A 20,457-nucleotide genomic window follows, 5' to 3' on the forward strand; every position below is an offset into this window, starting at 1 on the left:
GCCCATCTGCCGGGCGGGACGAGTGAAGCCCGGTCCGGAGGGACAGGCTCTCCGGATCGGGCTTCTCATCGGATCGGTCGGACGGTCCGCAGATCGGGTGGTCGGGCCGGTGCCGCGGGCGTCCGGCGTCAGGTGATGCGCACCGGGTTGACGACGTCCGCGACCAGTACGAGCAGCGTGAAGCAGACGAAGACGCCCGCCACCACGTAGGCCACCGGCATCAGCTTCGCCACGTCGAAGGGGCCCGGGTCGGGCCTGCGCAGCACCCTGGCCGCGCCGCGGCGCAGCGACTCCCACAGCGCGCCCGCGATGTGACCGCCGTCGAGCGGCAGCAGCGGGAGCATGTTGAAGAGGAACAGGGAGAGGTTGAAGCCGGCCACCAGCATGACGAACATGGCGAGCTGCTGGGTGGGCGGGATGTCCAGGGTGGCGATCTCGCCGCCGACGCGGGCGGCGCCGACGACGCCCATCGGGGAGTCGGCCTCGCGGGGTCCGTCGCCGAAGGCCGCGTCCCACAGGGCGGGGATCTTGGCGGGCAGGGCGGCGAGGCTGTCGACGGCGTCGCCGATCCGGTCGCCCATCCAGGTCACGGACTGGCCGAAGTCCTGCTTCACGACGCCGGTGGCGGAGCTGAAGCCGAGGAAGCCGGCCGTGACGTACTCGCCCTGGACGATCTGCCCGTTGGAGTCCTTCTTGGCGACCTTGTTGGTGGCGATGGTCGCGTGGAGGGTGATCTCCTCACCCTTGCGCTCGACGACGACCGGCACGTCGTCGCCGGGGTTGGCACGGATCAGGTCGGAGAGCCTGTCCCAGTCGTCCGTCCGCACGCCGTCGAAGGCGACGATCTTGTCGCCCGCCCTGAGGCCCGCCGCGGCGGCCGGGGAGGCCGGGTCGGACTTGGTGCAGTCGTCGCGGTTCTCGCTCTGTGAGATGACGCACTGCGAGACGGAGCTGACGGTGGTGGTCTGCTGCGAGATGCCGAAGCCCATCAGCACGGTGAGGAAGAGCACCACCGCGAGAACGAGGTTCATGAACGGGCCGGCGAACATGACGATGACGCGCTTCCACGGCTTGCGCGTGTAGAAGAGGCGCTTCTCGTCACCGGGCTGCAGTTCCTCGAAGGCGGCCGAGCGGGCGTCCTCTATCATCCCGCGCCAGGGCGAGGTGGAGCGTGCCTCCATGCGGCCGTCGGGCCCGGGCGGGAACATGCCGATCATGCGGATGTAGCCGCCGAACGGGATGGCCTTGACCCCGTACTCGGTGTCGCCCTTCTTCTTCGAGAAGATCGTCGGTCCGAAGCCCACCATGTACTGCGGCACGCGGATGCCGAACATCTTGGCCGTGGAGAGGTGACCCAGCTCGTGCCAGGCGATGGAGAACAGCAGTCCGACGGCGAAGAGGACTATGCCGAGGATGAACATCAGGGTCGTCATGCACGGGCCTCCGCCGTCTGTGCCGCCAGTTGCCGGGCCCGGGCGCGTGCCCAGGTCTCCGCTTCGAGGACGTCCGCGACGGTGAGCGAGGTTCCCGTACGGGGGGTGCCGTGCTCCTCGACCACCCGCGTGACGGTCTCCATGATCCCGAGAAACGGCAGGGCGCCGCGCCGGAACGCCTCGACGCACTCCTCATTGGCGGCATTGAACACCGCCGGGGCCGTGCCCGCGAGCTGTCCGACGTGCCTGGCCAGGCCGACGGAGGGGAAGGCCTCGTTGTCCAGCGGGAAGAACTCCCAGGTGGAGGCCTTGCTCCAGTCGAAGGCGGGGGCGGCGTCGGGGACGCGTTCGGGCCAGCCGAGGCCCACGGCGATGGGCCCGCCCATGTCGGGGGGCGTGGCGTGGGCCAGCGTCGATCCGTCCGTGTACTCGACCATCGAGTGGACATACGACTGCGGGTGCACGACCACCTCAATGCGGTCGAAGGGAATGTCGTAGAGCAGGTGGGCCTCGATCACCTCCAGGCCCTTGTTGACGAGGGTCGCGGAGTTGATCGTGATCACCGGGCCCATGGCCCAGGTGGGGTGGGCGAGGGCGTCCTCGACCGTGACGGTGGCCAGCTCGGCCTTCGTACGGCCCCGGAACGGACCGCCGGACGCCGTCACGACCAGCTTGCGCACGTCGGCGCGGGTGCCGGCGGCCAGCGCCTGGAAGAGGGCGGCGTGCTCGGAGTCGACCGGGATGATCTGACCCGGCTTGGCCAGCGCCTTGACCAGCGGACCGCCGACGATGAGCGACTCCTTGTTGGCCAGCGCGAGGGTGCGGCCCGCCTCCAGCGCGGCAAGGGTCGGCGCGAGTCCGATGGAGCCGGTGATGCCGTTGAGCACGGTGTGGCATGCGGAGGCGGCGACCTGGGTGGCCGCCTCCGGTCCGGCGAGGATCTCGGGGAGCGGCTCCCCGGCGCCGTACTGGGCGCCGAGCGCCTCCCGGAGCGCCGGCACGACGTCCTCGCGGGCGACGGCGACGGTCCGTGCCTTCAGCCGGTACGCCTGCTCGGCGAGGAGGGCGACCCGGCCGCCGTTGGCGGACAGGGCGGTGACCCGGAAGCGGTCCGGGTTGCGCAGCACGAGGTCGATGGCCTGGGTTCCGATCGACCCGGTGGACCCGAGGATCACCACGTCCTTCGGGCCGTCGCCCGCCACCGGGTCGTAGACGAGGTGGGGGTCGGCGAGTGGGGCTGGACTGTCGCTCATCCCCCCATTGTGTCCGCAACGGCCCTCCGGGAGGACAGCGCGTCCCTCGCTCGGGTGTCGCGCCCGCGCGCGAGGGCGGCCGACGCGCGCCCCGCCGCGGGCCCGTGGGGTGCCCCCGGCGTCCGTGCGGGGCCGGGGGCTCGGCCCCGGGCCGCGGCTTCCGCGGCCCGGGCGCCGGGGCGGCGCCCGCCCCTTTCGGCGGGACGCCCGGGTTCGTCCTCCGACGGCTCACCTCTGTGACGGGACCGCGGCCCGGCACCGCCTTCCCGGCGGGCCGGGCCCACGGCTCAGCCGATGGCGCGGCGGACGTTCTCCCGCTCGGAGGGGCCCGGTGCCGCGTCCGCGATCCACGGACCGTTGCCCGACGGGTCCACGACGCCCTCCTCCAGCCATGCGTACGCGCCGCCCAGCACGCCCTTGACCACCTTGCGGTCCAGGTCGTCCGTGTTGCTCCACAGGCGGCCGAAGAGCTCGTCGACGCGGATGCGGGACTGGCGGCAGAAGGCGTCGGCGAGCTGGTAGGCCTCACGGCCGTGTTCGCCCTTGGCCCGCAGGTGCTCGGCGCGGACACAGGCGGCGCTCATCGCGAACAGCTCCGCGCCGATGTCGACGATCCGGCCCAGGAAGCCCTGCTTGGTCTCCATCCGGCCCTGCCAGCGGGACATGGCGTAGAAGGTGGAGCGGGCGAGCTTGCGGGCGGTGCGTTCCACGTAGCGCAGGTGCCCGGACAGGTCGGGGTGCCCGGACGGGTGGAAGTCGGCGTACGAGCGCGGGAGTTGGCCGGGCCCGGCGACGAGCTTCGGCAGCCACTTCGCGTAGAAGACGCCGGCCTGTGCGCCCGCCCGCGCCTTGTCGGACAGGGTCTTGTCCGGGTCGATCAGGTCACCGGCGACGGAGAGGTGGGCGTCGACGGCCTCGCGGGCGATCAGCAGGTGCATGATCTCGGTGGAGCCCTCGAAGATGCGGTTGATGCGCAGGTCCCGAAGGAGCTGCTCGGCGGGGACCGCGCGCTCGCCGCGGGCTTCGAGGGAGGCCGCGGTCTCGAAGCCCCGGCCGCCGCGGATCTGGACCAGTTCGTCGGCGATCAGGCAGGCCATCTCGGAGCCGTAGAGCTTGGCGAGGGCGGCTTCGATGCGGATGTCGTTGCGGTCCTCGTCGGCCATCTGGGAGGAGAGGTCCACGACCGCTTCGAGGGCGAAGGTCGTCGCCGCGATGAAGGAGATCTTGGAGCCGACCGCCTCGTGCAGCGCGACGGGCTTGCCCCACTGCTCGCGCACCGCCGACCACTCGCGGGCGATCTTCAGGCACCACTTGCCGGCCCCCACGCACATCGCCGGGAGCGACAGGCGGCCGGTGTTCAGCGTGGTCAGGGCGATCTTCAGGCCGGCGCCCTCGGGGCCGATGCGGTTCGCGGCCGGGACCCGGACGCGGTGGAAGCGGGTGACGCCGTTCTCCAGGCCGCGCAGGCCCATGAAGGCGTTGCGGTTCTCGACGGTGATGCCCTCGGAGGCGGCCTCGACCACGAACGCGGTGATGCCCCCCTTGCCGCCCTCGCCGCTCTCGCCGTCCTGCGGCTTCGGGACGCGGGCCATGACCACGAGGAGGTCGGCGACCACCCCGTTGGTGGTCCACAGTTTCACTCCGTCGAGCACGTAGTCGTCGCCGTCCCGGACCGCCGTGGTGGCCAGCCGTGCCGGGTCGGAGCCGACGTCCGGCTCGGTCAGCAGGAAGGCGGAGATGTCGGTGCGGGCGCAGCGCGGCAGGAACGTGTCCTTCTGCTCCTGGGTGCCGAACATCTTCAGCGGCTGCGGCACGCCGATCGACTGGTGGGCGGAGAGCAGCGCGCCGATCGCGGGGTTCGCCGATCCGACCAGGGCGAGGGCCTTGTTGTAGTAGACCTGGGTCAGGCCGAGGCCGCCGTACTTGGTGTCGATCTTCATGCCGAAGGCGCCCAGCTCCTTCAGCCCGGTGATCACGTCGTCGGGGATCCGCGCGTCCCGTTCGATCACCGCTCCGTCGATCTTCGTCTCGCAGAAGTCGCGCAGCTTGGCGAGGAACTCCTCGCCCCGCTGGACGTCCTCGTCGGGAGGGAGCGGGTGCGGGTGGAGGAGGTCGAGGCGGAAGCGGCCGAGGAAGAGCTCCTTGGCGAAGCTGGGCTTGCGCCAGTCCTGCTCGCGAGCCGCCTCCGCGACCTGGCGGGCCTCACGTTCGGTGACGGTGGGTCGAGTGGATCGGGAGGAGGGGGTGGATGGTGCGGACATGAGGCTCACCTCGCCACGAATCGTCCTGCACGAACATGCGGACGTACGTTACTGGTTGGTGCTACTCGATCGTATGTACCCGATTCCGGGCACCCCAGCCACCCCTCGCGCGGCCGTTCGGCCGATACTGCGGGAGAGAGCCGGCGCGCAGAAAGCGGAGGAAAGAGCAGTCGAAGCGCTTCGACGGGCTATGGACACCCTTCCGCACTGAGGCTACTGTCGAACCACCCTCGCCCGCCCCTGTCCGTACCGCGCGCTGTCGAAGCGCTTCACACTGCTTGGAGAGCTGGATGGTCACTCTCGCCGAGGTCGCCCAGCACGCCGGAGTCTCGGCCAGCACGGTGAGCTATGTCCTCAGCGGCAAGCGGTCCATCTCCACCACCACCCGGCAGCGGGTCGAGGAGAGCATCAGGAAGCTCGGCTACCACCCGAACGCCGGCGCCCGGGCCCTGGCCAGCAGCAGGTCGAACATCATCGCCCTCATGATCCCGCTGCGTACCGACATGTACGTGCCGGTGATGATGGAGATCGCCATCGCGGTCGCGGCCGGTGCGCGGACCCACGGGTACGACATCCTGCTGCTCACCGACGAGGAGGGCCCCGACGCGGTGCGCCGCGTCACCGGCAGCGGTCTGGCCGACGCGATGATCCTCATGGACGTCGAACTCGACGACGAGCGGCTCCCGCTGCTGCGCGGCACCCACCAGCCGTCCGTCCTCATCGGGCTCCCCGCCGACACCGAGGGCCTGACCTGCGTCGACTTGGACTTCCGGGCGACCGGCGCGCTGTGTGTGGAGCACCTGGCGCAGCTGGGGCACCGCGACGTCGCCGTCATCGGCGAGGCCGCCGCCGTCTACGAACGGCACACCGGCTTCGCCGAGCGGACCCTCGACGGCCTGCGCTCCCGCGCCCGGGAGCTGGGACTGCGGCTGCTGCACCGGCCCTGCGACGGCGGGTACGACGCGATGGCGGCAACGCTGGCCCGCGTCTTCGACGAACGCCCGGACACCACGGGGTTCGTGGTCCAGAACGAGTCGGCGGTCGAGCCGCTGCTCGCCCTGCTGCGCCAGCAGGGCCGGGCCGTGCCGGAGGACGTGTCGGTGGTCGCGGTCTGCCCCGAGCAGGTCGCCGTCCAGGCCTCGGTGCGGCTCACCTCGGTCGCGGTGCCCGCGCAGGAGATGGGACGGCGGGCCGTGGAGCAACTGGTCGCCAAGCTCGACGGCCGCGGGAGCGACGAGGTCGTGCTGCTCGCGCCGGAGCTGACCGTCCGGGCCAGCACGGGGCCGGCGCCCGCCCGGCCGTAGCGCCCTGCCGAACCGCCCGGCCGTAGGGCCCAGCAAACCGCCCTGCGAAACGCCCAGCCGCAGCGCCCGTCCGCCGCTCGCCCGCACCCCGCCGACCTCGTCGCCCCGCTGCCCTCGTCATCCCGCTGCCCTCGTCATCCCGCTGCCCTCGTCATCCCGCAGGACTCTCCCAGGAGCATGCCTCGTGACCCAGCCTGCCCAGACACCGTCCAAGGTCAGCCTCGCCCAGTCCTCCCCCACCGTCGGCACGCTCCGCGAGCGGGACGGCGCCCTGGAGTGGAGCGGTCGTCAGGAGACCGTCCGGATCGAGCCGTGGGGCCCCGACGCCGTCCGGGTACGGGCCCGGCTCGGCGGCCCGGTACTGGAGGACCTGCCGGGGGCGCTCGCGGCCGAGGCTCCCGCGACCGAGAGCGCCGTCAAGATCGAGGACGGGCACGGCTCCCTCACCGTCGGCGCGCTGACCGCGGAGGTCGGCCCCGAGGGGCTGGTGCGTTTCGTGCGCACGGCGGACGGCGGTGAGCTGCTGGCCGAGGAGCGCGCCCACTTCTGGTGGCCCGGTCCGCGCCTGTACACGGCGGTCGGAGGCGGCCACCACCGGCTGGAGCAGCGTTTCGCCGCGTACGAGGGCGAGAGGCTGTACGGCCTCGGTCAGCACCAGCACGGCAGGCTCGACCAGAAGGGCCTGGTCGTGGACCTGGTCCAGCGCAACGCCGAGGTCTCCATACCGGTCCTCACCTCCAGCCGCGGCTACACGCTGTTGTGGAACAACCCGGCGATCGGCCGCGTGGAGCTGGCGCACAACGGCACCCGGTGGGTCGCCGACTCGGCCCGGCAGATCGACTACTGGATCACCGCCGGAGACCCGGCCGACACCCAGCGCCGCTACAGCGCGGTGACCGGCCGTACGCCGATGCTGCCGGCCTGGGCGGCGGGCTTCTGGCAGTGCAAGCTGCGCTACCGCACCCAGGACGAACTGCTCGCCGTGGCCCGTGAGTACAAGCGGCGCGGACTGCCGATCGACGCGATCGTCTGCGACTTCTTCCACTGGACGCATCTGGGTGAGTGGAGGTTCGACCCGGCCGAGTGGCCCGACCCCGCGGCGATGGTCCGTGAGCTGGACGAGCTGGGCGTCAAGCTGGTCGTCAGCGTCTGGCCTTCGGTGTCGCCGCTGTCCGAGAACCACCCGGTGATGGAACAGCGCGGCCACTTCATCGGCACCGAGTACGGCCCCCTGGCGCACGCCGACTGGCCGGACAAGGGGGTGGCGTCCACGGTCCAGGTGGCCTTCTACGACGCCACCAACCCCGGGGCCCGGGAGTTCGTGTGGTCCAAGGTCAAGGAGAACTACCTGGACCCGTACGGCATCACGGCCTTCTGGCTGGACGCCTGCGAGCCGGAGCTGAAGCCGGGGTTCCCGGAGAACCTGCGCTACTGGGCGGGTCCGGGCCTGGAGGTCGGCAACCTCTACCCGGCCGAGAACGCGCGCACCTTCGACGAGGGACTGCGCGCCTCCGGCGTGGACGAGGTGATCACCCTCAACCGCTCGGCGTGGGCGGGCAGTCAGCGCCACGGCGCCGCCCTGTGGTCCGGTGACATCGGCACCGACTTCGCGACCCTGCGCCGCCAGATCGCCGCGGGTCTCAACACGGCGCTCTCCGGCATCCCCTGGTGGAACACCGACATCGGCGGCTTCCACGGCGGCGACCCGGACGACCCGGCCTACCGCGAGGTGCTGGTCCGCTGGTTCCAGTTCGGGGCGCTGTCCCCGCTGATGCGGCTGCACGGCTTCCGCGACCCGGGCATGCCGCTCGGCCCCGACATGACCGGCGGCCCGAACGAGGTGTGGTCCTACGGCGAGCGGGCCTACCCGATCCTGGAGGAGTACCTGCGGTTGCGCGAGCGGCTCAAGCCGTACGTGCTCGACGTCATGCGCGAGGCCCACGAGGAGGGGCTGCCGGTGATGCGGCCGCTGTTCCTGGAGTTCCCCGGGGACGAGGCGGCCTGGGCGGTGGACGACGCCTACCTCTTCGGCCGGGACCTGCTGGTGGCGCCGGTGCTGGCGGCGGGCGCGACGGTCCGGACGGCGTATCTCCCGGCGGGGGCGCGCTGGACGGACGCGTGGACCGGTGAGACGTACGAGGGCGGGGCGGCCGTGACGGTGGACGCGCCGCTGGACCGGATTCCGCTGTTCCTCAGGGACGGCGCCCGGCTGCCGATCGTGGCGGACGCGGACGCGGACGCGGAGTGAGCGAAGGGGCCGGTCCCGGGACCGGCCCCTCGGCTGTGGTTCGGCCTGGCGCGGTCAGCCGCCGCTGACGGTCAGGTTGTCGGTGCGGAAGTCCAGGCCGCCGGCGGACGAGGTGATCTCGTAGCCGAACTGCACGTCACCGATGGTCTCGTTGCCCATCCAGCCCTTGGTGTCCTTGATCCACTTCAGGATCGGGAGGATGTTCACCGTGCCGGCGTCCGAGTCCGAGGTACGCAGGAACGAGAAGACCTCGTTGGCTCCGTTGTTCCCCTTGTAGACGTTCCAGGTGTGGCCGCCGAGGCTGACGGTCCCCTGCGAGGTGCCGAGGGGGCCGACGGCGCCGTTGTAGTTGACCCAGAGCATGATCTCGTAGTCGTAGTCCGTGTCCCAGATGTCGTACGACGTGTTGTACGCGCCGGACGACGGGACCGTGACGTCGTAGGTGCTGGTGAGCGAGGAGAGGGACGCGATCGGCTTGTTGATCACCTTCTTGGCGTTCGGGTAGGACTTGATGCCGCCGGTGTTCGGGTGGTCGGCCCAGACGCCCCAGTCGGTACCGGAGTTGGCCCACACGCACTGGCTGCCGGCTCCGGAGCCCCAGATGTTGTTGTAGAGCGTGTAGCCGTTCAGCGTGGTGTTGCCCCACTGGTCGCAGGAGTTCCAGACGGCGGCCTGGGCGGGGGCGGAGGCGAGCCCGACGGTGGCGCCGAGCGCGAGTGCCGGGGCGAGGAGGGCGGTCAGGGTACGCGTGCGGGTGGTGCGGGTGCGTGGTGCCATGGCGTTTCCTTCCATGGGTGGGGGGACGTGCGCTGGTGTCACCGCGCCTCGATGTGGACGACGCGGTCCTCCCCGGCGACGAGGTCGAGCGGTTCGGCGCCGGAGGGAGTCCTGAGTTCGATGCGGTGGGTGCGGTCCGGGCGCAGGACGGCCCGCGCGCTGCCGTCCGGCGTCCAGGTGAGGTCGAGCGAGGCCCCGAACCGGGTGCGTACGCCCGCGAGTCGGCCCTGCGGGCAGGAGGCGGGCAGGGCCGGCAGCAGGACCAGCCGGCCGGGGGTGGACTGCACGAGCATCTCGATGAGCACGGCGGGCAGGGCGTGCGCGGCGTCCGCGTTGTAGACGTCGCGGTGGGGGTAGTGCGCGCTCATCAGGGAGGCGTGGAAGAAGTCGCCGTCGAGCACCTGGCCGAGGGCGTGGGCGACCCGGGCGCCGTCCCTCAGGCGGGCGGCGACCAGGGCGTGGTGGAGGTGGCCGTGGGCGGAGTCGTTCTCTGCGCCGCGCAGTTCGAGGGCCCGGCGGGCGGCCTCGGCGAGGTCGGGGGTGTCGTACGGGTTGATCTCGTCGAGGGGCCAGACGCCGTAGAGGTGGCTGAGGTGGCGGTGTTCGTAGGTGTCCGCCAGGCCGGGCCGCGCCCACTCCGCGAGGGCGCCGTCGGCGTTGACCCGGTGCGGCGGGAGACGGCCGGCGAGGGCGCGCCAGCCGGCGGCGTGCTCGGGGTGGTGGTCGGCGGCGGTCAGCAGGGCGTGCCGGGCGGCGGAGAGGTCCATGGCCGCGTCGAGGGTGCCCCAGCTCGCGTTCGCCGGGCGGTTCTCCGGTGAGTAGGAGGGGACGACGACCAGGTGCCCTTCGTCGTCGGTGCGGGTGAGGAAGTCCTCGTAGAAGAGGGCGACTTCGGCGAGCGCGGCGGCGGTGCGCGGGTCCCGACCGCCGTAGGTCTCGTCGTGGTCGACGAGAGGCTTGAGCAGCCAGTCGGCGCCCGCGGTCCACAGGTGCAGCGGGTAGGCGCGGCTGAAGTGGCAGGTGTGGCCGCTCTCGCCGTCGGTGTGCGAGGGCGCGACGACGCCGCGGGCACCGAAGATCTCGCGGGCGTTGTCCCGCCAGTGCGGGAGCTGGCGGTGGACCAGGGCGGCGTGGGCCTCGGTGACCTCGGGAAGGGCGGCCGCCGCGGCGGAGGCGGTCTGGAGGTTCAGGTTGGCGTTGGTGGTGAAGGCGCCGGACCAGGCGGTGTTCCAGTCGCCGGTCCACAGGCCGGTGAGGCGGGGCGGGAGCAGGCCGCTCGCCGACAGCAGGTGGTAGCGGCCTGCGGCGAAGAGCCGCTCAAGCAGGGCCGCGCCGCTGGGCCGGGCGAGCAGCTCGGAGCCGGGCAGGGCGCGTTCTGCGGGGTCGGCGGCGAGGTCGAGGGTGACGCGGTCGTAGGCGGTGCGGTGGCGGGTCAGGTGCCGGGCGAGGAGGTCGTCGTACGTGGCCGCGTACGGGGTCCGGCCCAGCAGCTCGCGCAGGGCGCGGCCCTCGGCGACGGTGTCCAGCTCGCCGGTGTGGCGTCGCACCCGGGTCAGCAGCAGCACCTCGGTGGCGCCCTCGACGAGGACGCCGGGCGGCACGAGCCGCGTGGTGCCGCCGGTGACGGCGACGAGGGTGACGCCGGTGTAGGAGAGGTCGCTGCCGGGATAGCGGGCGCGCAGGGTGAGCAGGGCGCCCTCGGGGGTGCGGACGGTGCCGTGGCCGACACCGAGCGCGGCGGGGGCGCCGGGGAGGCGGGGGTCGAGGGACAGGTCGAGGGTGAGGTGCGGGGCGGTGACGTGCTGGACGATCACGTCGTCGGCGCGGGAGACGAAGACGCGGCTGGTCCAGCCGGCGCGGGCGGCCGTGGTCTCGCCGGTGGTGAAGTCGACGGCGCGGCGGTAGGCGGCGGGGCGGGTGTCGTCGGCGGGCGGCCTGTCCAGGCGGAGCTGGAAGGCCGGGTGGAAGGGGCGTACCCATTGCAGCGGGCGGCCGTCGGTGAAGGCCTCGGCGGCGGTGGTGTCGCCGGCCAGCAGACGGTCCTGGAGGGCGGGGAGTCCGGCGGCGAGCGCGGGCGGGCGGCGGTACTCGTCGCCGCCGTTCGGACGGACGAGGGTGTGGTGCGTGACGACGACCCGGTCGGCGTGCGGATCGCCGAACACCAGGGCGCCGTGGTGGCCGTTGCCGCTCAGGAAGGCGTCCTCCCAGCGGGCGGCGGGCTCTGGCTCCCAGGTGCCGTGGACGGGCGTGGTGCTCATGGCCTCAGCACCGCCGCGCCGGATGGCCTCAGCACCGCCGCGCCGTAGCGGCCGAGGGTGATCCGGCCGGTCGCGGTCGTCTCCGTCAGCAGGTCCCGGTGGGTGCCGGTGAGGTCGACGGTGACCGGTTCGCGGCCGTGGTTGAGCAGGAACAGCAGCGCGCCGCGCCGGACCGCCTCGACGCCGTCCGGGAGTCCGTCGAGCACCGGCCGGACGCCCGCGTCCGCGGCGACGCGGGCCAGCAGGGCGCGCAGCGCGTCCGGCTCGGGGAGCGTGGAGACGTACCAGGCGCGGCCCTTGCGCAGGACGGCCGGGAGTCCGTCGAGTTCCCCGCCCTGGTAGGCGAGGGTCTCGTCGGCGGTGCCGTCGGGCTCCAGCTCCTCGGACCACAGGGTGCCGCGCAGGCCGCCCTCGCACGCGGCGCCCTCGCCCGGCTCAAGCGGCCACCACTCGTGCAGGGTGCGGATGCCGAACAGCTCGCGCAGCCGGGCGTCCATGGCGCCGGGCCGTACCCGGTCGTCCTCGTCGGCGACACCGGTCAGGAAGCCGCACACGAGGGTGCCGCCGCCGTGCACGTGGGCGAGGAGGTTGTCCACGGCGGCGTCGGTGAGGAGGTAGAGCTGCGGGACGACCACGAGCCGGTAGCCGGTCAGGTCGTGCCGGGGGTGGGCGAAGTCGGTGGTGAGGCCGGCCTGCCACAGCGCGCGGTGCCAGGCGCCGAGGACGTCCGGGTAGTCGACCTCGCGGGAGGGCCGGGCCTCCTGGTCGCCGGCCCACCAGGAGTGCCAGTCGTGCAGGACGGCGACGTCCGCGGGGACCGCGGCGCCGGCGACGTGCGGGGCGATCCTGGCCAGGTCGGCGCCGAGCTGCTTCACCTCCTGGTACGTACGGCCCCGCTCGCCCGCGTGGGAGACCATCCCGGAGTGGAACTTCTCCGCGCCCTGCCGCGACTGGCGCCACTGGAAGTGGCAGACGGCGTCGGCGCCGCGGGCCACCGCCTGGAGCGACCAGAGGCGGTTGAGGCCACGCGGCTTGGGGTGGTTCACACCGCGCCAGTTGACGGGTCCCGCGGCCTGTTCCATGAGCATCCACGGGCCGCGTGCCTGGGAGCGGGTCATGTCCTGGACGAGGGCGCCGTGCTGGGCGCCGGACGGGTCGCGGGGGTCGGGGTAGAGGTCGACGGAGACGACGTCCTCCTCCTCGGCCCAGCGCCACGCGTCCTGTCCCGCCCACAGCGGCATGAAGTTGGTGGTGACCGGGATGTGCGGGGAGTGGCGCCGGACGATGTCGCGCTCGGCGGTGTAGCACTCCAGGAGCATGTCGGAGGTGAACCGCCGGAAGTCCAGGACCTGGGCCGGGTTCTTGAGGTAGTGGGTGCGGCGGGACGGCAGGATCTCCGCCCAGTCGCCGTAGCCCTGGCTCCAGAAGGCGGTGCCCCAGGCGGCGTTGAGGGCGTCGAGAGTGCCGTAGCGGTCCCGCAGCCAGCGGCGGAAGCGGTCGGCGGCCTCGTCGCCGTGGTCGTAGGTGCAGTACTCGTTGTTGATGTGCCACAGGGTGAGGGCGGGGTGGTGCGCGTAGCGGGCGGCCAGGGCCTCGGTGATGGCGGCGGCGTGGCGGCGGTAGACGGTGCTGGAGTGCGAGAAGTGCTGCCGGCCGCCCCACCACTCGGTGCGGCCGTCCTCGTCGCGGGGCAGGGTCTCGGGGTGGAGCCGGCCGAGCCACGGCGGGGGCGAGGCGGTGGGGGTGGCGAGGACGACGCCGATGCCGCTCGCGTGCATCAGGTCCATGAGCCTGTCCAGCCAGGCGAAGTCGTGCACGCCGGGGCGTGGTTCGAGCTTCGACCAGGAGAAGACGCCGAGGGTGACGGAGTTGACGCCCGCGGCCTTCATCAGGCGGACGTCCTCGGGCCAGGTCTCCTCGGGCCACTGCTCGGGGTTGTAGTCGCCGCCGTAGAGGATGCGCCGGCCGGTGGCGTCGGACAGGTCCGGCATCAGCCCTTCACCGCCCCGGTGAGCATGCCCTTCTTGAAGTGGCGCTGGACGAAGGGCGACAGGACGGCGACCGGCAGCAGGGCCATGACCATGACGGCCATCTGCACGGCCAGGCCGGACAGTTCACCGGTCTTGATGGCCTGGCCGAGGCCGACCGGCGCCTCCTGCTTCTGCACCAGCTGGATCATGACGTTCTGCAGGGGCAGCATGTCCTGGTCGTTCAGGTACAGGGAGGCGTTGAACCAGGCGCTCCAGTAGCCCACGGCGTAGAACAGCGTGATCACCGCCACCACCGCACGGGACAGCGGCAGCACGATCTGCCACAGGATGCGCAGGTCGCCGGCGCCGTCGATGCGGGCGCTGTCGGTCAGTTCCTGGGAGATGCCCATGAAGAAGCCCCGCAGCACCAGGATGTTGAAGACGCTGATCGCGCTCGGCAGGATCAGCGCGAGGTAGCTGTCGGTGAGGCCGAGGGACTGCACCAGCAGGTAGGTGGGGATGAGGCCGGCGCTGAAGAACATCGTGGCGAGCAGCACCATGAGGATCCAGCGGTGCCCCAGCGAGCCGCTGCGGGAGAGCCCGTACGCGCACAGCACGGACACCGCCATGGAGAACAGGGTGCCGACGAGGGTGACGCCGACGCTGACGATCGCGGCGCGGGTGACCTGGCCGCCGCTGAGCAGCTCCTGGTAGGCGACGAAGGTGATGTCCTTGGGGATCATCACCAGGCCGCCGGCCTCGTCGATGGCCCTGCGGGTGGACAGGCTGGTGACGACCACGATCCAGAGCGGGAACAGGATGCCCAGGCAGGCCAGGAGCAGCACGAGGCCCTTGCCGGCCAGTCCGGCCCTGCCGGGCGGCTCCTCCCACACGGGCCGGGGCGGGGCCGCCCACCGGTGCGGGGTGCGCGCCGGTCCGTCGGCCGCGGGGGCGGTCTCGCGTGCGGCGGTCGCTTCGGGTACGGCGGTCACTTCTTGTACACCCCCTGCTCGCCCATGAGGTGGGCCACCTTGTTGGCCGCGAGGACCAGCCCGAGACTGATGACGCCCTTGACGAGGCCGGCCGCGGCCGCGTAGCCGAAGTCCTGGTTGCGTACGCCGTTCCACCACACGAAGGTGTCCAGGACCTCGGCGGCGCCCGGTCCCACGGCGTCGCGTTGCAGGAGGATCTGCTCGAACCCGACGGTCAGGGCGTCACCGACGCGGAGCACCAGGAGCAGGGCGACGACCGGACGCAGGGCGGGCAGGGTGACGTGCCACATGCGGCGCCACCGGCCCGCGCCGTCCATCGCGGCCGCCTCGTAGAGGTCGGGGCTGACCGAGGCGAGGGCGGCGAGGAAGACGATGATCCCCCAGCCGGCGTCCTTCCACACGCTCTGCGCGGTGATCAGGAACTTGAAGGTCTCGGGGTCGGTCATGATGTCGAGCCCGTCGTACCCGTGCTGCCGCAGCAGCTGGGAGAGCAGCCCGGCGCCGCCGAGCAGCTGCTGGAAGACGGCGACCACCAGCACCCACGAGAAGAAGTGCGGCAGGTAGAGGATGGCCTGCGAGACCGCGCGCACCCGGGGCCTGACCACGCTGTTGATGAGCAGGGCGAGCAGGATCGGGATGGGGAAGTACAGCAGGAGCTGGAGGACGAAGAGCACGAGGGTGTTCCGGACCGCGTTCCAGAAGGCGGAGTCCTCGAAGATCCGCTGGAAGTTCTCCAGGCCCACCCACGGGCTGTGCAGGATGGAGACGACGCCGTTGTCGCTGAGGTAGGGGTCGTACTCCTGGAAGGCCACCACGTTGCCGAGGATCGGTACGTAGTTGAAGACCAGGAGCAGCACGACGGCCGGCAGCGTCATCAGCAGCAGGACGCGGTCGCGCCGGAACCTCAGCCGCAGGCTCAGCTTTCCGGCGGCCGGCTTCTTCGATGCCTCCGGGCCGCCGCCCCGCGCCTTCGGGAGCTTCTTCTTGACTTCGGCCTCGGTGTCGGTCCGAGGCACCGTGCTGTGGGACACGGCGGTTCTCCTTGCCTCGGTACCTGGTCAGCCGGCCGCCGGACCGTTCTCGTCGAGGATCTTCCGGTACCAGTCGCGCAGCTTGTCCCCGCCCTTGCTCTTCCAGTCGGAGACGGCCTGCTGCACGTCGCCGATCTTCTTGCGGCCGCGGACGACGTCGTCCTCCAGCTGCTCGAAGTCGTTGGAGAGGTTGGTCCAGCGGGCGGGCTCGGTGATCTGCATGCCGTAGAACGAGGGCTTCTTCGTGACGGCGCCCATCCGCTGCTGCCACTCGACCTGCCCCTTGGCGACCTCGGGGAAGTCGGGGTGGGCGATGGTCGCGGCGGGGCTCGCCACCATCACGTAGGCGTTCATCACGTCGATGTTGCCCTGGTCGGTCTTGGTGGGCACGCCGTCCTTGACGGTGTAGTGGGTGCCCTCCAGGCCGTAGTTGGTGGCCATGTACTCCTTGGTGCCGTACGGCGCGGCGGTGACGTTGGCCACGGCCAGCACGTCACGGACGACGGACTCGGACGCCTTCTTGTTGACGAAGGCGAAGATGCTCGCCGGGTTCTGCGCCCACAGGGTGGGGGCGCCGCCGTCGTGCCCGAAGAAGTCCATGCCCCAGATCTTGAACTCGGGGTTCTGCGTGGCCTGTTCGGCGGTGCGGCTCCACCACTGGGAGATGTCCTGGTTGTAGATGATGAACTCGCCGGCGGCGAACTTGGGTCCGGGGTCGGCGGCGTTGCTCTTGCCCAGCATGGCGTCGGGGTGCACGACGCCGGCGGCGAACAGCTTGCGCGTCCACTCCAGGGCCTCGAGGTACTCGTCGGTCTCGATGCGGTGGACCAGCTTGCCGTCGACCTCGTTCCAGCCGAGGGACTTCTCGTTGCCGGAGAGCACACCGAAGGCGTTGAAGGCGGTCCACTTCATGTCCAGGCAGGCCCAGCGCTTGGCCTTGGCGTTGGTGGCCTCCTTGGCCAGTGCCATGAACTCGTCGCAGGAGCGGGGGACCTCGTAGCCCTCCTTCTCGAAGACGTCCTGGCGGTACAGCGGCAGGATGCCGGACACGTACGAGGACGGCATCGGCAGGCCGCGCAGCTTGCCGCCGAAGATCGACCGCTGCCAGGCGTCGGTGGGGATCGCCGCGAGGTTGGGGTACTCCTTGACCGCGTCGCCGGAGAGGTAGGGGCCGAGGTCGGCGAACTTGCCGATGATGGCGCTGGGGATCTTGCCGGTCATGTTCCAGCCGGGCACGACCACGACGTCGGGCACCTCGCTGGAGGCGAGGACGGCGCCGAGCTTCTGGTCGTAGGTGTTGCCGTCCTGGTTCTGCCAGACCACGTCGACGCCGATGAGGTCGTTCATCGCCTTGTAGTAGGCGTTGCCCTCCTTGGGCGGCGAGCCCCAGAACGGCGACATGACGGTGACCTTGCCACCCTTGCCGAGCTTCTCCGGCACCGAGGTCTTCAGACCGGCCAGGTCGAGCTTCCCGGTGAAGCCGACCGCGGAACCGTTCTTGCTCGGGATGTCGGGCGTGACCACGTTGCTCGCCACGTACGCCGGGAGAATCCTCTTGGCGTCCTTGCCCGACGTGGTGCCGTCGCGCGAGCCTCCGTCGGATCCGCCGCAGGCGGAGAGCAGCGGCATCCCTCCGGCCACCGCTGCGGTGGCGACCGCGGTGGAGGCGAGGAAACTTCTCCGGCTGGGTCCGGAGGCGGCGTTCGGCGTCATTTTGCGTCAACCCTTCGTGCCTTCGTGGCGCACCGGAACGCCGACGGGGGCCGTCGGCCGCGGTGACTTGAGGGAACTGCTGAACTCGGCTCGCGTCGAAGCGTCGAAGCGCTTCGATGTTGCAGCGAGGTTAAGTTAACCCCTCGGGGGGCACAAGAGCCGTCCACAAGATTCCTGCACGGTCCCGCCGCGAACGACCTTGGCCGAACTCCTCCGTTCCACGTTGCAATGCTTCCGGTGCCGGATCGCGATCCACCGCAGCGTCTTGACACTCACCTGGCCCTGCGCCGAGCATCGAAGCGCTTCGACGTCCTGACCCGCTCCATCGCAAGGGGACTTCCACGTGACCGCACCCACGCCGCCGTTCCGTGATCCGCACCTGCCGTTCGCGAAGCGCGTCGACGACCTGATGTCGCGGCTCACGCTCGACGAGAAGACCGCCTTCCTGCACCAGTTCGCCCCCGCCGTCGAGCGCCTCGGGATCGCCGCCTTCCGCACCGGTCAGGAGGCGCTGCACGGCGTGGCCTGGATGGGCCCGGCGACCGTGTTCCCGCAGGCCGTCGGGCTCGGCGCCACCTGGAACGAGGACCTTGTGCGCCGGGTCGGCGAGGCGGTGTCCAGGGAGGCCCGGGCGATGCGGGCGCGGGACGAGCGGATGGGTCTCAACGTCTGGTCCCCGACCGTGAACCTGCTGCGCCACCCCCTGTGGGGCCGCAACGAGGAGGGCTACTCCGAGGACCCGAAGCTCACCTCGGCCATCGCCACCGCGTACACCCGGGGGCTGCGCGGCAACCATCCGACGTACTGGCGCACCGCGCCCGTCCTCAAGCACTGGCTCGCGCACAACAACGAGACGGCCCGGGACACCACCTCGTCCTCCGTCCGCCCGCGCGTGCTCCACGAGTACGACCTGCGGGCCTTCCGCGAGACGGTCGAGGCGGGCGCGGTGGCCGGGGTGATGCCGGCCTACAACCTGGTCAACGGCCGCCCCAACCACCTCTCCCCGTACCTCGGGCGTCATCTGCGCGCCTGGACGGAGGACGACCTCCTGGTCTGCTCGGACGCGGGTGCCCCCTCCAACCTGGTCGACTCGGAGCACTACTTCGACACCCACGAGGAGGCGACCGCCGCCGCCCTGCGGGCCGGGGTGGACAGCTTCACCGACCACGGCACGGACTCCTCGAAGATCGTCGCGCGGGTCAGGGGCGCGCTGGAGCAGGGTCTGCTGACGGAGGCGGACGTGGACGCGGCCGTACGGCGGCAGCTGTCGGTCCGCTTCCGGCTCGGCGAGTTCGACCCGGAGCACGACCCGCACGCGGTGCACGACGGGGGCGCCGCCGGAGCCGACTTCGACACGCCGGAACACCGGGCGCTCGCACGGGAGTCGGCGGAGCAGGCGGTGGTCCTGCTGAAGAACGACGGTGTCCTGCCGCTGGCCCCCGACACGCACGTGGCCGTCGTCGGGCTGCTCGCCGACGAGTGCAAGCTCGACTGGTACAGCGGCACGCTCCTCCACCGCTCCACGCCCCTGGAGGGCCTGTACGAGCGGTTCGGTGCCGACCGGGTGAGCTTCGCGGAGGGCGTGGACCGCATCAGGCTCCGCCGGACGGACGGTACGTACCTGCACGTACTGCCGTCGGACGACTCCCCCGCCCGGCCGCACGGCACGGAGGGCGCCCTCGACCCGGCCCTGCTCGCCGGGCGCACCGACCTGCCGCCCCTGACCACCGACGCCGTCGGGACCGAACTGGCGCTCGTCGACTGGGGCGAGGGCGTCCTCACCCTGCGCGCACCCGACGGCCGCTACCTCTCCGTCGCCGAGGACGGCTACCTGCGCGCCTCCGCCGACCAGCCCGGCGGCTGGGTCGTGCAGGAGACCTTCCGGCTGGAACCCCATGCGGGCGGTCACCTCCTGAGGCACACGGGAACGGGTCGCCTCGTCCAGGTCGCCGCCGACGGCGTGAAGGTTGCCGCGGACACCGAGGACGGCACCGTCGCCGCGGACCCCGAGGTCTTCGAGGTGGTCGTCACCGAGCGCGGCGAGGACGCGGTGGCCCGGGCGGCGGCCGCGGCGGACGTGGTCGTGGTGGTCGCGGGTAACGACCCGCACATCAACGGCCGGGAGACCGAGGACCGTACGACGCTCCGGCTGCCCGGCCATCAGGAGCGGCTGCTGCGCGCGGCCCGCGCGGCCAACCCGGCGACCGTGCTCGCGCTGGTGTCCGCCTACCCGTACGCGGTCGACGTGGACACGCTCCCCGCGGTGCTGTGGACCGCGCACGGAGGTCAGGCGGCCGGCACCGCGCTGGCCGCGGTCCTCGCCGGCGACGTCTCCCCCGCCGGGCGGCTCCCGCAGACCTGGTACGCCGACGACGCCGACCTGCCCGGGCTGCTCGACTACGACGTGATCGGCGGCCGCCAGACCTACCTGTACTTCGAGGGGACGCCGCTGTTCCCGTTCGGGCACGGCCTGTCCTACGCGTCCTTCGGGTACGCGGACCTGACCGCGCGGGTGCGGGACGAGACGGTGTCCGTGTCCTTCACGGTCACCAACACCGGCGAGACGCCCGCCGACGAGGTGGCCCAGCTCTACGTCCGCGCCGAGGCCCCGTCCGTCCCGCGCCCGCGCCGCGAGCTGCTGGCCCACCGCCGGCTCCCGCTCGCCCCCGGCGCGTCCGCCCGGGTCTCCTTCGAGGTCCCGCTGTACGCCCTCGCGTTCTGGGACGTCGCGCAGGACCGGTGGCGGCTGGAGCCGGGCCCGTACGCCCTGCTGGTGGGTGCTTCGAGCGAGGACGTGCGCCTGTCGACGACCGTCACCCTCGACGGCGAGCCCGCTCTGCCGCGCCGGGTCCGCGAACACGGTCTGGAGGCGGTCGACTTCGACGAGCAGAGCGGCACGGCGATCGTCGACCGCACCAAGACGGCGGGCGACGCGGTGACGCCCGATTCCGACGCCACCGGCGAACTGCTCTACCGCGACTGCGACTTCGGCGCCGGGGTCCGCGGGGTGACCGTGTCGGTGGCGGGCGGGGGCACGGTCGAGCTCTCCCTGGACGGCGGCCCCGCGGCGGCGCTGCTGTCACCGGACGCGCCCACGGCCGGCCCGTACGACTACGTGGACCTGCACGGCGCCTTCACCGCGGAGGGCGTCCACGACCTCCGCATCGGACTGCGCGGCTCACTGCGGCTCGCGCACGTCGGCTTCTCCGGTTGAGGG

General features: G+C 71.9%; 12 protein-coding genes. 3 read left to right on the forward strand and 9 right to left on the reverse strand.

The genetic code is table 11. The features are described 5' to 3' along the window. Positions 1-128: 128 nt before the first annotated feature. The 3 genes from EV562_RS26625 to EV562_RS26635 form a co-directional block, all read right to left on the reverse strand. On the reverse strand, positions 129-1,421 hold the full coding sequence (locus EV562_RS26625) for a site-2 protease family protein (RefSeq protein WP_133889598.1): 1,293 nt from the start codon (positions 1,419-1,421) through the stop codon (positions 129-131). A gap of 8 nt (positions 1,422-1,429) precedes the next feature. Then, on the reverse strand, positions 1,430-2,686 hold the full coding sequence (dxr, locus tag EV562_RS26630) for a 1-deoxy-D-xylulose-5-phosphate reductoisomerase (RefSeq protein ID WP_133889407.1): 1,257 nt from the start codon (positions 2,684-2,686) through the stop codon (positions 1,430-1,432). A 287-nt stretch (positions 2,687-2,973) separates the two neighbouring features. Beyond that, positions 2,974-4,947, reverse strand: a complete 1,974-nt coding sequence (locus EV562_RS26635; RefSeq protein WP_133889408.1) for an acyl-CoA dehydrogenase family protein — start codon at positions 4,945-4,947, stop codon at positions 2,974-2,976. 290 nt (positions 4,948-5,237) lie between these two features. On the opposite strand from EV562_RS26635, the gene EV562_RS26640 reads away from it, so the two are divergent. Then, positions 5,238-6,251 (forward strand): LacI family DNA-binding transcriptional regulator, encoded by a 1,014-nt coding sequence (locus EV562_RS26640; RefSeq protein ID WP_133889409.1) that lies wholly within the window; start codon positions 5,238-5,240, stop codon positions 6,249-6,251. 184 nt (positions 6,252-6,435) lie between these two features. Next, complete coding sequence (locus EV562_RS26645; protein ID WP_133889410.1) at positions 6,436-8,499, forward strand: glycoside hydrolase family 31 protein; 2,064 nt, start codon at positions 6,436-6,438, stop codon at positions 8,497-8,499. Between the two features lie 54 nt (positions 8,500-8,553). Here EV562_RS26645 and EV562_RS26650 read toward each other — a convergent pair whose 3' ends face one another. From EV562_RS26650 to EV562_RS26675, 6 genes are read right to left on the reverse strand one after another with little or no spacing between them, the layout of a single operon-like run. After that, a complete protein-coding gene (locus EV562_RS26650) occupies positions 8,554-9,276 on the reverse strand; it encodes a hypothetical protein (protein WP_133889411.1) in 723 nt (240 codons plus the stop codon). 38 nt (positions 9,277-9,314) lie between these two features. Continuing rightward, entirely contained in the window at positions 9,315-11,534 is a 2,220-nt protein-coding gene (locus EV562_RS26655) for a glycoside hydrolase N-terminal domain-containing protein (RefSeq protein WP_133889412.1), read from the reverse strand. Further along, on the reverse strand, positions 11,531-13,525 hold the full coding sequence (locus EV562_RS26660) for a beta-galactosidase (RefSeq protein WP_133889413.1): 1,995 nt from the start codon (positions 13,523-13,525) through the stop codon (positions 11,531-11,533). The genes EV562_RS26655 and EV562_RS26660 overlap by 4 nt, the downstream gene beginning before the upstream one ends. Continuing rightward, complete coding sequence (locus EV562_RS26665) at positions 13,525-14,496, reverse strand: carbohydrate ABC transporter permease (RefSeq protein ID WP_133889414.1); 972 nt, start codon at positions 14,494-14,496, stop codon at positions 13,525-13,527. The genes EV562_RS26660 and EV562_RS26665 overlap by 1 nt, the downstream gene beginning before the upstream one ends. Continuing rightward, positions 14,493-15,527: an ABC transporter permease subunit gene (locus EV562_RS26670; RefSeq protein ID WP_133889415.1), complete on the reverse strand. Its 1,035-nt coding sequence runs from the start codon at positions 15,525-15,527 to the stop codon at positions 14,493-14,495. The genes EV562_RS26665 and EV562_RS26670 overlap by 4 nt, the downstream gene beginning before the upstream one ends. Positions 15,528-15,554: 27 nt before the next feature. Next, a complete protein-coding gene (locus EV562_RS26675) occupies positions 15,555-17,240 on the reverse strand; it encodes an extracellular solute-binding protein (RefSeq protein ID WP_133889416.1) in 1,686 nt (561 codons plus the stop codon). A gap of 343 nt (positions 17,241-17,583) precedes the next feature. Here EV562_RS26675 and EV562_RS26680 point away from each other — a divergent pair, with 343 nt between their 5' ends. Next, positions 17,584-20,454, forward strand: a complete 2,871-nt coding sequence (locus tag EV562_RS26680; RefSeq protein WP_133889417.1) for a glycoside hydrolase family 3 C-terminal domain-containing protein — start codon at positions 17,584-17,586, stop codon at positions 20,452-20,454. The last annotated feature ends 3 nt before the right edge of the window (positions 20,455-20,457 follow it).

The organism is Streptomyces sp. BK208, assembly GCF_004364245.1.
GTDB lineage: Bacteria > Actinomycetota > Actinomycetes > Streptomycetales > Streptomycetaceae > Streptomyces.